The 13882-nt window shown below is 35.3% G+C and carries 15 protein-coding genes; 6 read left to right on the top strand and 9 right to left on the bottom strand.

Going from position 1 to position 13882, the window contains the following annotated elements; genetic code table 11:
• Positions 1-135 precede the first annotated feature (135 nt).
• The 9 genes from hemF to K8B81_RS16745 all read right to left on the bottom strand — a co-directional run bounded on the left by hemF (position 136) and on the right by K8B81_RS16745 (position 7685).
• Positions 136-1038, bottom strand: coding sequence for an oxygen-dependent coproporphyrinogen oxidase (gene hemF, locus K8B81_RS16705; RefSeq protein ID WP_223682694.1), 903 nt, complete (start codon positions 1036-1038; stop codon positions 136-138).
• A gap of 5 nt (positions 1039-1043) precedes the next feature.
• Positions 1044-1448, bottom strand: coding sequence for a hypothetical protein (locus K8B81_RS16710; RefSeq protein ID WP_223682695.1), 405 nt, complete (start codon positions 1446-1448; stop codon positions 1044-1046).
• 91 nt (positions 1449-1539) lie between these two features.
• A complete protein-coding gene (locus K8B81_RS16715) occupies positions 1540-2091 on the bottom strand; it encodes a transposase (protein WP_223682696.1) in 552 nt (183 codons plus the stop codon).
• 135 nt (positions 2092-2226) lie between these two features.
• Entirely contained in the window at positions 2227-3252 is a 1026-nt protein-coding gene (gene hemE / locus K8B81_RS16720) for a uroporphyrinogen decarboxylase (RefSeq protein WP_223682697.1), read from the bottom strand.
• 105 nt (positions 3253-3357) lie between these two features.
• Entirely contained in the window at positions 3358-4023 is a 666-nt protein-coding gene (locus tag K8B81_RS16725; RefSeq protein ID WP_223682698.1) for a uroporphyrinogen-III synthase, read from the bottom strand.
• Positions 4023-4946, bottom strand: coding sequence for a hydroxymethylbilane synthase (gene hemC / locus K8B81_RS16730; RefSeq protein WP_223682699.1), 924 nt, complete (start codon positions 4944-4946; stop codon positions 4023-4025). The genes K8B81_RS16725 and hemC overlap by 1 nt, the downstream gene beginning before the upstream one ends.
• A 43-nt stretch (positions 4947-4989) precedes the next feature.
• On the bottom strand, positions 4990-6294 hold the full coding sequence (gene hemA / locus K8B81_RS16735; protein ID WP_223682700.1) for a glutamyl-tRNA reductase: 1305 nt from the start codon (positions 6292-6294) through the stop codon (positions 4990-4992).
• A 353-nt stretch (positions 6295-6647) separates the two neighbouring features.
• Positions 6648-7232, bottom strand: a complete 585-nt coding sequence (locus K8B81_RS16740) for a globin family protein (protein WP_025572421.1) — start codon at positions 7230-7232, stop codon at positions 6648-6650.
• An 18-nt stretch (positions 7233-7250) separates the two neighbouring features.
• On the bottom strand, positions 7251-7685 hold the full coding sequence (locus K8B81_RS16745) for a beta/gamma crystallin family protein (RefSeq protein WP_223682701.1): 435 nt from the start codon (positions 7683-7685) through the stop codon (positions 7251-7253).
• A 379-nt stretch (positions 7686-8064) separates the two neighbouring features.
• On the opposite strand from K8B81_RS16745, the gene K8B81_RS16750 reads away from it, so the two are divergent.
• The 6 genes from K8B81_RS16750 (at position 8065) to K8B81_RS16775 (ending at position 13733) form a co-directional block, all read left to right on the top strand.
• Positions 8065-8931, top strand: coding sequence for an AraC family transcriptional regulator (locus K8B81_RS16750; protein ID WP_223682702.1), 867 nt, complete (start codon positions 8065-8067; stop codon positions 8929-8931).
• A 233-nt stretch (positions 8932-9164) separates the two neighbouring features.
• Complete coding sequence (hemH, locus tag K8B81_RS16755; protein WP_223682703.1) at positions 9165-10178, top strand: ferrochelatase; 1014 nt, start codon at positions 9165-9167, stop codon at positions 10176-10178.
• A gap of 89 nt (positions 10179-10267) precedes the next feature.
• On the top strand, positions 10268-10816 hold the full coding sequence (locus K8B81_RS16760) for a CopD family protein (RefSeq protein ID WP_025572429.1): 549 nt from the start codon (positions 10268-10270) through the stop codon (positions 10814-10816).
• Positions 10817-10958: 142 nt separating this feature from the next.
• A complete protein-coding gene (locus K8B81_RS16765) occupies positions 10959-12374 on the top strand; it encodes a sensor histidine kinase (protein ID WP_223682779.1) in 1416 nt (471 codons plus the stop codon).
• A 10-nt stretch (positions 12375-12384) separates the two neighbouring features.
• Positions 12385-13167, top strand: a complete 783-nt coding sequence (locus tag K8B81_RS16770; RefSeq protein WP_223682704.1) for an enoyl-CoA hydratase/isomerase family protein — start codon at positions 12385-12387, stop codon at positions 13165-13167.
• A gap of 164 nt (positions 13168-13331) precedes the next feature.
• Positions 13332-13733, top strand: a complete 402-nt coding sequence (locus K8B81_RS16775; protein WP_223682705.1) for a hypothetical protein — start codon at positions 13332-13334, stop codon at positions 13731-13733.
• Positions 13734-13882: the final 149 nt, after the last annotated feature.

The raw sequence follows: 13882 nt of genomic DNA on the forward strand, positions 1-13882 counted from the left end.
GACTACTTTTGAAGCTATACACACACCGCAATTTAATTAAATTGCAAGAATTAGGAAAGCGAAAACTTTCCTTTTTTTTATGCCACAAAAAAAGCTGCCTCACTTTTGAGACAGCCTCTTTTTTATGCTTTGTAATTAAATCCACTCAACAGGATTTTCCAATACTTTTATCAGTTTTGCTTCCTCGCTTCCAGATTCCGGATGATGGTCATAAACCCATTGCACGTGAGGAGGCAAACTCATCAAAATACTTTCGATTCTTCCGTTGGTTTTTAATCCGAATAAAGTGCCCTTGTCATGAACCAGATTAAACTCAACATAACGACCACGACGAATTTCCTGCCAGTTTCTGTTTTCTGGTGTATATTCTAAATTTTTTCTTCTTTCAACAATAGGAACATACGCTTTAAGGAAACTGTTTCCAACTTCGGTTACAAAATTGTACCAATCTTCCATTGACATTGACTCATTTGCTTTGCAATAATCAAAGAATAAACCGCCAAGACCACGGGCTTCATTGCGGTGTGCATTCCAAAAATACGAATCGCATTGTTTTTTATATTTTGGATAAAACTCCAGATTGTGTTTGTCGCAGGCCATTTTACATGTTTGGTGAAAGTGTTTGGCATCTTCTTCAAACAAATAATAAGGCGTTAAATCCTGTCCGCCGCCAAACCATTGCTGGATAACATTTCCTGATTCGTCGTACATTTCAAAATAGCGCCAGTTGGCATGAACCGTCGGAATCATTGGGTTTTTTGGATGAATCACCAGACTTAATCCACAGGCAAAGAAATCAGCTTCGCCAACGCCAAACATTTTTTGCATGGTTTCCGGCAATTTCCCATGAACGGCCGAAATGTTGACACCGCCTTTTTCGAAAACAGCTCCGTTTTCAATAACGCGCGTTCTCCCGCCACCGCCTTCAGCACGTTTCCATAAATCCTCACGGAATTTTGTGGTTCCGTCAACGGCTTCTAGTCCTGCTACAATTTGGTCTTGTAATTGTTGTATGTAGGCGTAAAATTTGTCTTTCATTGTTATTATTTTTTGGCTTTCGCTGAAGCAATTTTCGAATTTATTCCAAAAGAAAAAACGTTGCTTTTCAGTTGAATATATTGATAAAGTGCCAAAGCTTTTTCCTGAAAGTTATATTCTTCGGTTTTAGATAATTCTAAAAGAAAATCGGCAAACTGTTCTAAATGATCAAAATCCAAATGACAACGCACTAATAAATCTATAAGTTCTTCATTAGAATGTTGTACTAAAGTTTCAATGTTTAAACCAAAGTCTTTTAGTTGATTTTCAATATCTCCTTTTTGAATATTGCTTAAAGGCTGAGGTACAAAAACAAGAGTACGCAATATTTTTAGAACATTGTCGATTCTGATTTTTTCTTCGTCTCTTAAACCTTTGTTGAGCATGATTTTCTGTTCGTTCTCCTGCAAGGTTTTCAAAACCTTGTAGGTATCAATTGATTACTATTTATAGAATTTTATTAGACTTTAAGGTTTTATAAAATTTGAAAGATGAAACCTATTATTCAAAAGTATAAGTTTCGTTTAAAAAATCATTCTTTTGATTATGAGAAAAGATAAAATTTTCTAAACCTCCAAATAAATTTATGATTTCATCTCTTTCTACTTTAGTTTCTTTATCAGATAAATAGGTCTGATAGGATGAAAATTGGAAACTTTTGAAATCTAAATCAAAATGATGTTTAGGATTCAAATGGATATAAACAATCAACTGTTTTAAATAAGTTTCGTCTTTTAATTTTATTCTTTTGAAATGTTTTTCAAATAAACTTCCAGTTCTGTTAACTTGCTTATTGAAAGCTTTTGCATATGAATTAAACAAGTTTGAGAATGCCTGAGTAACCTCTTTTTCTTCTGAATTAAGACGAATAATCAAGTGAAAATGATTATTCATTAAACAATACGCAAAAATTGAAATTTTGTCTTTGGAATATTTAGCTAACTGTTTTAAGAAATAAAGTTTGTTAGCGTCATTTTCAAAAACAGTTTTTCCGTTTATCCCTCGATTATAAATATGATAATAACAATCTTTTTCTAAAACTTCTAATTTCATATTGTTATTAGTTTTTTATTCTGCAAGTTTTAAACCTTTTAGACATTCTTCATATTTGCTGCTCGAAACTTTGCAAATATACCTACAAGGTTTTGGAAACCTTGCAGGAATGCACACGGAATACTTTCAACTTATTTACTGCCCGTACTCCTTAACCGCATCAATAAACGCCTTAGCATGATCTACAGGGATATTTGGTAAAATTCCGTGCCCCAAATTCACTACATATTTATCTTTTCCGAATTCGTCGATCATTTCGTGAACCATTTTCTTGATAGTCGGAATTGGGGAGAGTAATCTTGACGGATCGAAATTCCCTTGTAAAGTAACATTTCCACCCGACAAGTAACGTGCATTTCTTGCAGAGCATGTCCAGTCAACTCCTAATGCAGAAGCTTTACTTTTGCCCATTTCACCCAAAGCAAACCAACATCCTTTTCCGAAAACAATAACTGGCGTGATTTCAGCTAAAGCGTCAACAATCTGATTGATGTATTTCCATGAAAATTCCTGATAATCAACCGGAGAAAGCATTCCGCCCCAGGAATCAAAAATCTGAACGGCATTTACACCCGATTTTACTTTTTCTTTTAAGTATAAAATAGTCGTATCGGTGATTTTTTGTAATAAAGTGTGCGCTGCAATTGGGTTTGAAAAACAAAATCCTTTTGCAGTATCAAAACTTTTAGAACCTTTTCCTTCCACAGCATAGCAGAAAATGGTCCAAGGCGAACCTGCGAAACCAATTAACGGAACTTCATCATTCAACATTTCTTTGGTTAATTTAATAGCATCAAAAACATATCCTAAAGTTTCATTTACATCCGGAACAAAAACCTGATTTACCTGTTCCATCGTACGAATCGGATCCGGAATAATCGGACCTAAATTGTCTTTCAATTCTACGTGAATTCCCATTGCTCTTGGAACAACCAAAATATCTGAGAATAAAATCGCAGCATCCGGAGCAATTCTGCGAATGGGCTGAACTGTGATCTCTGCAGCTAATTCCGGAGTTTCGCATCTGGTGAAAAAATCATATTTATCACGCAGGGCTCTGAATTCAGGTAAATATCTTCCTGCCTGACGCATCATCCATACTGGTGGACGCTGTACTGTTTCTCCTTTTAAAGCTTTTAAAAATAGGTCATTTTTTAACATCTCTTAATTTTCTTTATCCTGCAAGGTTTTCAAAACCTTGTAGGTATTATTGTTGATTACTATAGAAACCTACAAGGTTTTTGAAACCTGTTAGGTTTGTTATTGTTATTTATATTCCTGAATTACATCTTCAATCACGTCCTCAATTGTAGGCTGATCTGCGATGATGATATTTTTAGTGATTTTTGCTAAAGCATCTGCGGTGGTATCACCAATGCAGAAACAGATTTGTTTTTGAATTTTATTGTCTTTCAGATAACTTTTAACTCCGGACGGGCTAAAAAACAAAATCGCTTCCGGATTTGCTTTTATTTTCTGAGGCTGTAATGTTGTGTCGTACACCTGAATTTCGTTGAATTTAATGCCGTTTTCTTTTAAAGCTTCAGGCAAAGTATCTCTTCTAAGATTTCCGCTGAAAAAAGTATAGCTCTCACTTCCATAAATCAAAGTAATGATTTCGGCTAAATCTGCGGCATAACCCGTGTAAGCAACAATGTTGAATCCGTTATCCGTCAGTAAATTTTTGGTTTTAAGCCCAACGCAATACACGTTTTTCTTTTTAAGCTCTTCTGATTTTGGATGAGATAAAACGCTGTGAACCGCATTCTGACTTGTAAAAATCAGATTTTCGTTGAGGTCTTTTAATTCGAAAGGTTTGTTTTCAGTTTTGATGAAATCGGCTTCGATTATTTCAATGCCATATTTCATTAACTCTTGCTTGTGAAGCGGAGATAATATTTTAGTAGATAGTATCTGAACTGGATTTGCCATTATTTTTTCAGGGATTCTTTGATTTTCTGCATTAATTCCGTTCCACCATTATTCAAAATCTCCTGAGCTGAGTTGAAACCTAGTTTTTTCCATTCTGAAATGTCAACCGTTTTGTTTATTTCTAGTTTCTGTTTTCCGTCAATAGAAAGTAAAACGCCTTGAAAATGTAAAGTGTCTTCATCTTCGTTATAGGTAACCAAAGCTCCAATCGGTGCTGTACAACCGCCTTCCAGCGTTCTTAAAAATTGGCGTTCGATGTAAGTGCAAATTTCAGTTTCAATATCATTTAACTGCGAAAGTGCATCTAAAGTATAATTGTCGCTTTCCATTGCCACAACCAGCATTGCTCCTTGTGCGGGTGCGGGAATCATCCAGTCTAAGTTGATGTAGCTTTCTGGTTTTAGATTAATCCGTTCTAAACCTGCTGCTGCAAAAACAGCTCCGTCCCAGTTGTTGTCCTGCAATTTCTGCATACGTGTGTTTACATTTCCGCGTAAATCAACTACAGTATGATTTGGATATTTGTTAAACCATTGTGCCTGGCGGCGCAGACTTCCGGTTGCGATGGTACTTGGATTGGCAAAATCAGGATTTCCTTTATGGACTAAAATGTCTAAAACGTTCGCTCTTGGTAAAACTGCAGCCTGGACAATCCCTTTTGGTAAAGCAGTTGGAACATCTTTCATCGAATGCACTGCAATATCAATATCGCCATTAATCATGGCAATGTCTAAAGTTTTAGTAAAGATTCCGGTAATGCCGAGTTCGTAAAGAGGTTTGTCGAGAATAATATCTCCCTGGGATTTTACGGCAACAATTTCAGTTTTAAAGCCTAAATCATTTAATTTTTTTTCGACTGTGTGGGCCTGCCAAAGTGCGAGCTCACTATCGCGGGTTCCTATTCTGATAACTTTTTGAGCCATATTTTTTTGGATCCTTAAAAGTAAGGAACATTCTGTTTAACTGTTATGAGAGGTTGATTTTGTATTTTTCTTCAATTGGGGAAGGGATAATTTTTGGTGCAAGCTGTCCAATCTGAAATACTTTTTCAATAAACTCAATACTTTCGTCAATCGATGTGTTTTCGTCTTTTAAGTGACTGGCAAACTGACTGGTGATTTTTTGTATAATTCGGGAACTGATTAATTCAGCCTGTTCTTCATCAAAATTTAGCATTTTCTTTTTATGAAAAGCCAGTTCTCCGGCAACCATATCGTTTAGTTTTGCTTTTAGCGCATGAATGGTAGGAGCATATTTACGGCCATTCATCCAAATATTGAACTCTAATTTCATATCCTCAATTATAGCTTCGGCAGCCGGAATATGCTGTTTTCTTCTTTCAAGGGTATCATCTGTCATTTGTGACAGATAATCTAAATGTATTAAAGTTACACCCGGTATTTGTTCCACATCAGGATTTACATTTCTTGGGATAGATAAATCCAGAATCAATAACGGTTTTTTTAAATTTAGTAATGTTTTGTCAATAGTTGGATTTTTTGCTCCTGTTGCTACAACCAAAACATCGGCTTGTTGTAGTTCTTCCTGCAGGTTAGCGTAATCTTTTACAATTACATTTAGTTTTCCGGCAAGGATTTCGGCTTTGTTTTTCGTTCTGTTGATAAGCGTAATGTGACCGTTTTTTGTATGTTTTACTAAATTTTCGCAGGTATTTCGTCCTATTTTTCCAGTTCCGAATAGCAGAATATTTTTGTTTCTAATATCTTCTACGTTTTTAATAATATATTGAACCGATGCAAACGAAACCGATGTTGCACCAGAAGAAATTTCAGTATCTGTTTTGACCTTCTTGCTTGCCTGAATAACGCTATTAACAAGACGATCAATAAAAGTATTAATTAAGCCCTCGGATTTACTAAGGTTGAAAGCGATTTTAATTTGGCTGATGATTTCAAAATCACCCAAAATCTGACTGTCTAAACCTGTTCCTACGCGAAACATATGGTTTACAGCTTCCTGATTTTTGTAGATATAGGCAACTTCGCGAAATTCCTCAACGGAACCATTACTGTTATCGCAAAGTAATTTGATTAATTCGTACGGATGATTGGCAAAACCATAAATTTCAGTTCTGTTGCAGGTAGAAGTGACAATTAATGATTCTATTCCTTCGGTTTTTGCCTGAGCAAGTAAATCAGATTGTGCTTTAGCGTCTAAACTAAATTTTCCCCTAATTGTAGCATCTGCTTTTTTATAACTTAAACCTAAAGCGTAAAAAGTGGTAGTTCTGGACATATTAAAATTTTCCATATTATACTTTCGTTAAAAAGTGCAACAAAATTATTACTAAGTAATTTATAAAAACAACGCTAGAGGTACTTTTTATATCGCTATGGAATAAATTGATTCATTTTGGCTGTTTTAAATAGGATTTATTGCCGCTTATAATGATATCAAGGATTCAACAACTTGTTATGTATATTTATTCTAAATAACAATCTGGCTTTTGTTTTAAATAGCTTGCGAAAAAATATCGCTATGAGTTCGGATTCATTTTCTGTTTTATATCTTATTCAATTTCATTGCGGTAGAAATTTAAATATAAAAACAGTTTCATGAAATAAAACCCTACCTTCAACAGGCAGGGTTTTAAGAAAAATCAATTATTTTTGAACGATTGGTGTTCTTAAAGATTCTAATACAGCTACAATATCAGTGTAAAGTTCAGTATTAGAAGCAACACCGTTTGCATTAGCTGCAGCACCAACATATCCTTCGAATTTTGTATAATCTGCATTACTGGCTTTTGTTCCCATACGTTTATTGACTGCCGGATCATGTGCAGCAACCATATTTAAGCCTGAATAAGTATTCACTGCATTTGTTCCTCCTGTATTATAAGAGAAGAAATCAGTTAAGTTATCTGATAATTTAGCAATGTTAGTAGCCTGAGTATTCCCTGTTTCTGCTAAAAGAGGGGCAAAGTGCGCCTGCAAATTACCGGATGCATTAGCCTGGATATCGGCTACAATTAATCCTATAGTGGAGTTCACCACTTTGCGGAAACTTAAACGCCCCTTCTCGATCATTTGTCCTGAGTTATCGGGATCTGCAACCATTGTAGTTCCACCCAGACGACTGTAGATAGATGCTTTTACAGGTGCAGAATCATCATCATTGCTGCAGGAAGTTAAAGTTGCCGATGCCATTATCAGAACACTAAGTGTAATTTTAGAAAAATTTTTCATAATAAAATATTTAAAGGGTTAATTAAAAAACTGATTTATTTTTTGAGATAATTTATAGCTCATACTATTTTGATTTACAGGGCAAACTTCCTTGTTGGCTAAATTTGCCGGCAGAATATAACGTTTGGCATCATAAGGTCTTTTGCTCATTAATTCATTATATACTTTTTCAGAATTCGTGATTTTATTGTTGTGGAAATACACGACCACATTTCTTTTCACTATAATCGAATCAGAGGTAAGTCCTTTGATAGATCTTAAATCAGAGCATATTTGTCTGGCCTGGACAGAATCGATGTTTTCCTTAAAATCAATACGGCTTACCTGTAAATTCGGGCTTTCATAAACTGCAGGTTTGGCAGTAATAATGTGAAAAAGCAAAATGCAAAAGAATAGTATGGTAATCACCAAACCTGCCCTAAGGATCTTTTTTATTGTTTTGTTTGTTTTCATATTTGTAATTTTTAAAATGGTTAGATTTTGAAAATTATATACGGATGCTTTTTGAGTGTGGTTTTAATTTATATAGGAAAAATATTAATTTAGAATTGTTATGAATAGCTAAAACGTTATCACTATTCTTAAAATGCCAAATTTATTTTGGAGTCAGAAAACAGATTTGAGGCTTAAAGCCAGTGATTTGGAGTAATTTTTAGTATGGCAACTCCATCAAAAAGATAAGTGATTTCAACTTGCATTTGAATAATCAAACAATAAAGATTTTATAAATTTAAGTGCAGGTAATCGGATAAACCATCAAAAAGATTTAATTTTGAATGTCCAATTATTCGTTTTATTAAAAACGGGAATAGTAACCTGAATAAAGAAATCAATGGAGGAGGAAATTAAAATTGAAGACGATTTTACGCTTATCCGTTTTCAAAACGATGGCTCAGAACCTTTTTTTGCGCAACGAGAAGTAGGTAGTGGACTGATACAGTTTCATTTCGGGCTAAAAGGGAATGCGAAATTTTTGTTCAATCAGGGTAATTATACTTTGGAACTTAAAGAAGAAAAATCGTTGCTTTTATACAACCCGCAGAAAGAATTGCCGCTGAATTTAGAATTGGCTCAAAATTCCTGGGTGATTTCAGTCATTGTGTCCATCAAGAAATTTCATGCTTTATTTTCTGCGGAAGCGGATTATATTACATTTTTAAGTCCTGATAATAAAGATAAAAAGTATTATAACGAAGGAAATATCAGTCCGTCAATGGCGATTGTGCTGAGTCAGCTTTTTCATTATAACCTTCACCCATCAATCAAAAACCTCTATTATAAAGGAAAAGGATACGAATTATTGAGTCTGTATTTCAACAGGACCGAAGATCCAAATGCAGAGCAATGTCCGTTTTTGATTGATGAGGATAATGTTCTAAAAATCCGAAAGGCAAAAGAAATCCTAATTGCTAATATGGCAGAGCCTCCGGGATTGCAGGAACTGGCAGATGAGATTGGCCTGAATCTGAAAAAGCTGAAAATGGGTTTCAAACAAATTTACGGCGATACGGTTTACGGTTTCTTGTTCGATTACAAAATGGATTTCGCCCGAAAATTGTTAGACAGTGGTTCTTATAATGTAAATGAAGTGGGACTGAAAATTGGTTACAGCACCGGAAGTCACTTTATAGCCGCATTCAAAAAAAAATTTGGCACAACGCCTAAAAAGTATTTGATGTCGATTAATGCGAATGTTTAGTTAGCCACGAATTCACGAATTAGCACAATTAGAATCTGCTACCCGAGCGATAGCGAACAGGCGAAGCAAATCTCCTGAATCTGCGAGAGAAAATTTCACGAACGATTTAAAATCAATTTTGAATATTCTACAATAATTAAAAAGTAATAAATATCATATTTCGAATTAAGTACAGCGTTTACTTTTGCCGAAATTTTTAAAAACAAACATAAAGCTTAAAAGCAAAACACATAATGAAAGGCGTATTATTAGTAAACTTAGGATCTCCAGACAGTCCAACTCCAAAAGATGTAAAACCGTACTTAGATGAATTTTTAATGGATAAATACGTAATCGATGTTCCGTATTTATTGAGAGCATTATTGGTTCGCGGCATTATTTTAAGAAAAAGACCCGAAGAATCGGCACATGCTTACGCGAAAATCTGGTGGGAAGAAGGTTCTCCGTTAGTAGTTCTTTCAGAAAGAATGCAAAAGAAAGTACAGCCTTTAGTAAATATTCCAGTTGCGCTTGCAATGCGTTACGGAAGTATGACAATCGAAAAAGGGCTTCAGGAGCTTCACGATAAAGGAGTTAACGAAGTAATGCTTTTTCCGTTATATCCGCAATATGCAATGGCTTCGACTTTGACTATTTTGGTTAAAGCAGAAGAAATCCGCAAGAAGAAATTTCCTCACATGAAATTTACAGATGTTCCGGCTTTTTATAACAAACCGGATTACATCAAAAATTTAGCAGATTCGATTCAGAAACATTTAACTGGATTTGAATACGATCATTTATTGTTTTCGTACCACGGAATCCCGGAACGTCATATCCGTAAAACGGATGTAACAAAATCACATTGCAAAATTGATGGTTCCTGCTGTAACACGCCATCTCCGGCGCATGAATTCTGTTACCGTCACCAATGTTATGAAACGACAAAACAAGTTATTAAGTTGTTGGGAATTCCTGAAGATAAATACAGTTTGACTTTCCAGTCCCGTTTAGCAGGTGATAAATGGTTAGAACCATACACCGATGTTGAAATTGACAATATGCCTGCAAAAGGAATCAAGAAATTAGCAGTTGTAACACCGGCTTTCGTTTCAGACTGTTTAGAGACTTTAGAGGAAATCGCCATGCGCGCCAAAGAAGATTTCGAAGCAAATGGAGGAGAAGAATTTTTAGCAATTCCGTGCCTGAATGACGACGATGAGTGGTGCCAAACGGTATCAAACTGGATTAACGATTGGGCAAAATAATATTTTGTTTCAAGTTTCAGGTTTCAAGTTATGCTCAACTTTGAGAAACAACCTGAAACCTGAAACCTGAAACCTGAAACAAATAATGAATGGAATATTATAATTATTTAAAATCACTGCATCTTATTTTTGTAATTACCTGGTTTGCAGGTTTATTTTATATTGTGCGTTTATTTGTCTATCAAATAGAAGCCAGTGAAAAACCATCTCCTGAAAAGGAAATTCTGCAGGCGCAATTTAAAATAATGAGTTATCGCCTTTGGTACATTATTACGTGGCCATCAGCGGTTTTGGCGAGTATTTTTGCTTTTTGGATGCTGCTTTTTACAGATTTAGGAAATGCGTGGCTCAAAATGCCCTGGATGCACGTAAAATTATGTTTCGTCTTTCTTTTGTATTTGTATCACGGAAAATGCCATCAGATTTTTAAGCAATTGCAAAACAACGAAGTAAAATATTCTAACAACTTCATGCGTTTATGGAACGAAGGCGCAACAATAATTTTGTTTGCCGTAGTTTTTTTAGTAGTTTTAAAAAGTGCCATCAACTGGATCTTCGGCGTAATCGGAATTATTTTATTTTCGGTTTTAATTATGCTTGGATTCCGCTTTTATAAGAGAATTAGAGAGAGAAAATAGTTTTTTTAGTTTCAGGTTTCAATTTTCAAGTTGCCAATCGCAACGTAACCTGAAACTTGAAACCTGAAACAAACAAAAACAAAAAAACATGCTAAACTTCAAAATGTCAATGCTCTCCCTTCGTATCAGGATTTTCCTGTCGATGATTGTATTGATTATTGTGGCATCTTTTTTATTAGCCTCTATTTCAATTATTCAGTTTAAAAACGAAGCCAAAGAATACCATCAGGAACGTTTAGAACGAAAAGAAAATGCTGTAAAAGAACACATTAATTACGTTCTGGCAACCACAACGTATCCTTTAAAAACAGGAAATCTAGATTTGATTTTTAAAGATAAAATCCATGAATTGGCCCAGATTCACAAAATCGAAATCAATATTTACAGCCTTGATGGAAAACTGCTAAAATCATCAAAAGAGTCTTTTGCTGTTGATAAGGTTGCGCCTCCAATTCCTGACTTTATTTTAAAATTGGTCCGTTCTTCTATAGAAAAGCGTTTTGTAGATATTAAAACGATTAATGGCGTTAAAAACAGATCTTCTTACAGTTTAATAAAAGATGAAAAATTCAAACCTCTTGGAATTCTGAATCTTCCTTATTTAGAAGACGATGGTTATTACGACAATGAATTGAATACTTTTCTGATCCGGTTAAGTCAGGTATATTCGTTTATGTTGCTGGTTGCTTTCGCGTTAGCGTATTTCCTTTCGACTTATATTACAAAATCACTGAAAACTATTTCAGATCGTTTGGAAGAGACCAATCTGGATCAGAAAAATGAAAAAATTGTTTTAGAAGCGAATAGTAAAGAAGTTAACTTTCTGATCAAAGCTTACAACGGAATGGTGGACAAGCTGGAAACGAGTGCGATAAAATTAGCGCAAAGCGAACGTGAAGAAGCCTGGCGCGAAATGGCAAAACAGGTTGCACACGAAATTAAAAATCCGCTTACGCCAATGCGTCTAACGGTTCAGAGTTTTCAACGAAAGTTTGATCCGAATGATCCTGACGTAAAGCAGAAAATGAACGATTACTCGGAAACTCTAATTCAGCAGATTGATACAATGACATCTGTAGCTTCTGCTTTTTCAAACTTTGCTTCGATGCCGGCTCAGCAAAATGAGACTTTAAATGTAGTGGAGGTTGTCGAACTGGCACTTGATATTTTCAACGAAGATTATATTTCTTTTGAAAAAGAGGAAGAAGAAATCATTTCCAAAATGGATCGTACCCAACTGATCCGTGTGATTACCAATCTGGTAAAAAATGCAACTCAGGCGATTCCCGAAAGTCAATTTCACAAATCAATAGTTGTTGCTGTAAAACGCCGTGACGACAATGTAGAAATTGCAGTTAAAGACAACGGAATCGGTATTCAAAAGCTCGACATTGGCCGAATTTTTGAACCTAAGTTTACGACCAAAACCAGCGGAATGGGACTTGGTCTCGGAATTATAAAAAACATTATCGAAAATTACAAAGGAACAATTACCTTTGAGTCAGCTTACGGAAAGGGGACTACATTTACAGTTTCACTGCCTATCACCAACTCTTAAAAAAGCGGTCATGAACTACAAAAATATTTTAATTTCTATTGAAGAAAAAATCGCTACAGTAACGATTAACAGACCTGAAAAGCTCAATGCTTTAAACAAGGCAACTATAACTGATCTTAGTGAGGCTATTAAATTATTAAATAAAAATGAAGATGTTCGCGTTATCATTTTGACAGGAAGCGGCGAAAAAGCTTTTGTAGCCGGAGCTGACATTTCTGAATTTGCCAATTATACTGTTGTTGAAGGTGCACAATTAGCTGCGGAAGGACAGGAGTCACTTTTTGATTACATCGAAAATTTAAAGAAACCTGTAATTGCTGCTGTAAATGGTTTTGCATTAGGAGGCGGATTAGAGTTGGCTATGGCCTGTCATTTCAGGGTAGCTTCGGTGAATGCCAAAATGGGTTTGCCGGAAGTATCTTTAGGACTAATTCCAGGTTATGGAGGAACACAGCGCCTGCCTCAATTAATAGGAAAAGGTCGTGCAATGGAAATGATTATGACCGCAGCAATGATTTCTGCCGAAGAAGCAAAACAATACGGTTTAGTGAACCATGTAGTGCCTCAGACTGAATTGTTAACATTTACAAGCGTAATCGCCCATAAAATCATGAAAAATGCCCCTTTTGCTATCGGAAAAGCGATAAAAGCGATAAATGCAAATTTCGAAGACGGCAAAAATGGTTTCGATACCGAAATCAAATCTTTTGGAGAGTGTTTCGGTACTCAGGATTTTAAAGAAGGAACTACTGCCTTTTTAGAAAAACGGAAAGCTGAATTTACAGGGAAATAAGCTATTCCACAAAGCTGCACCAAGATTTCACAGAGATTCGCCAAGGATTTTATATAAAGCTTTGTGTAACTTTGCGAAATCTTTGCCCAACTTTGCTTTAAAATAATTTAGAAAGAGGATAACCTTAAATCCTAAGCATCTCAGAACCTTAGAACCTTAAAAAAATGTACGAACCAATATTTGCCCTTTTTTGCGAACGGGTTAAAGAAAGTATCCAGGCCGGCACTTTTGCAAAACTGACTTTGGCCAAAACGATGGGCGACACCGAAATCAAAAACATTTACTTCAGATTAGTGCTGAATGAAGATGATGCATTCTCGATTTCGCTAACTACCCGTTACAAAACAGAAGAAATAGAAAGCATTCATACATTAGATGAAGCGTTACTGATCTTGGGCTCGTACATCAAAAAGCCCTTTTTAACCGCGTTACTTTTCACAACAGAGCATGATGTAACTTTCAAAGTAAACAAAAAGAACGCCGGTAGTATTATAGAACAGCCGCCAACATTTAAAAATGCTTCGCCAGTTATGCTGGAAATGATTGAAAAGGGTATTGTGAAATAAAATGTGCCGTTCCTACGGAACTCATATCCTTTTACGTCTTTATCAAACAGATTAAAATCCGTTGCTACAATATATTTGTTCCTACGGAACTTTTATCCAAACTTCATGAAATTTTTGACATAGATAAGCCATTGGTTTGATTTATTTTT

Origin of the sequence: Flavobacterium hibisci (assembly GCF_020026925.1) — a bacterium.
GTDB classification, from domain to species: Bacteria; Bacteroidota; Bacteroidia; order Flavobacteriales; family Flavobacteriaceae; genus Flavobacterium; species Flavobacterium hibisci.

Excerpts from the sequence above, each read along its gene's own strand:
- hemF (WP_223682694.1), bottom strand. The coding sequence starts at position 1,038 with ATGAAAGACAAATTTTACGCCTACATACAACAATTACAAGACCAAATT.
- K8B81_RS16715 (WP_223682696.1), bottom strand. The coding sequence starts at position 2,091 with ATGAAATTAGAAGTTTTAGAAAAAGATTGTTATTATCATATTTATAAT.
- hemE (WP_223682697.1), bottom strand. The coding sequence starts at position 3,252 with ATGTTAAAAAATGACCTATTTTTAAAAGCTTTAAAAGGAGAAACAGTA.
- K8B81_RS16725 (WP_223682698.1), bottom strand. The coding sequence starts at position 4,023 with ATGGCAAATCCAGTTCAGATACTATCTACTAAAATATTATCTCCGCTT.
- hemC (WP_223682699.1), bottom strand. The coding sequence starts at position 4,946 with ATGGCTCAAAAAGTTATCAGAATAGGAACCCGCGATAGTGAGCTCGCA.
- hemA (WP_223682700.1), bottom strand. The coding sequence starts at position 6,294 with ATGGAAAATTTTAATATGTCCAGAACTACCACTTTTTACGCTTTAGGT.
- K8B81_RS16740 (WP_025572421.1), bottom strand. The coding sequence starts at position 7,232 with ATGAAAAATTTTTCTAAAATTACACTTAGTGTTCTGATAATGGCATCG.
- K8B81_RS16745 (WP_223682701.1), bottom strand. The coding sequence starts at position 7,685 with ATGAAAACAAACAAAACAATAAAAAAGATCCTTAGGGCAGGTTTGGTG.
- K8B81_RS16750 (WP_223682702.1), top strand. The coding sequence starts at position 8,065 with ATGGAGGAGGAAATTAAAATTGAAGACGATTTTACGCTTATCCGTTTT.
- hemH (WP_223682703.1), top strand. The coding sequence starts at position 9,165 with ATGAAAGGCGTATTATTAGTAAACTTAGGATCTCCAGACAGTCCAACT.
- K8B81_RS16760 (WP_025572429.1), top strand. The coding sequence starts at position 10,268 with ATGGAATATTATAATTATTTAAAATCACTGCATCTTATTTTTGTAATT.
- K8B81_RS16765 (WP_223682779.1), top strand. The coding sequence starts at position 10,959 with ATGATTGTATTGATTATTGTGGCATCTTTTTTATTAGCCTCTATTTCA.
- K8B81_RS16770 (WP_223682704.1), top strand. The coding sequence starts at position 12,385 with ATGAACTACAAAAATATTTTAATTTCTATTGAAGAAAAAATCGCTACA.
- K8B81_RS16775 (WP_223682705.1), top strand. The coding sequence starts at position 13,332 with ATGTACGAACCAATATTTGCCCTTTTTTGCGAACGGGTTAAAGAAAGT.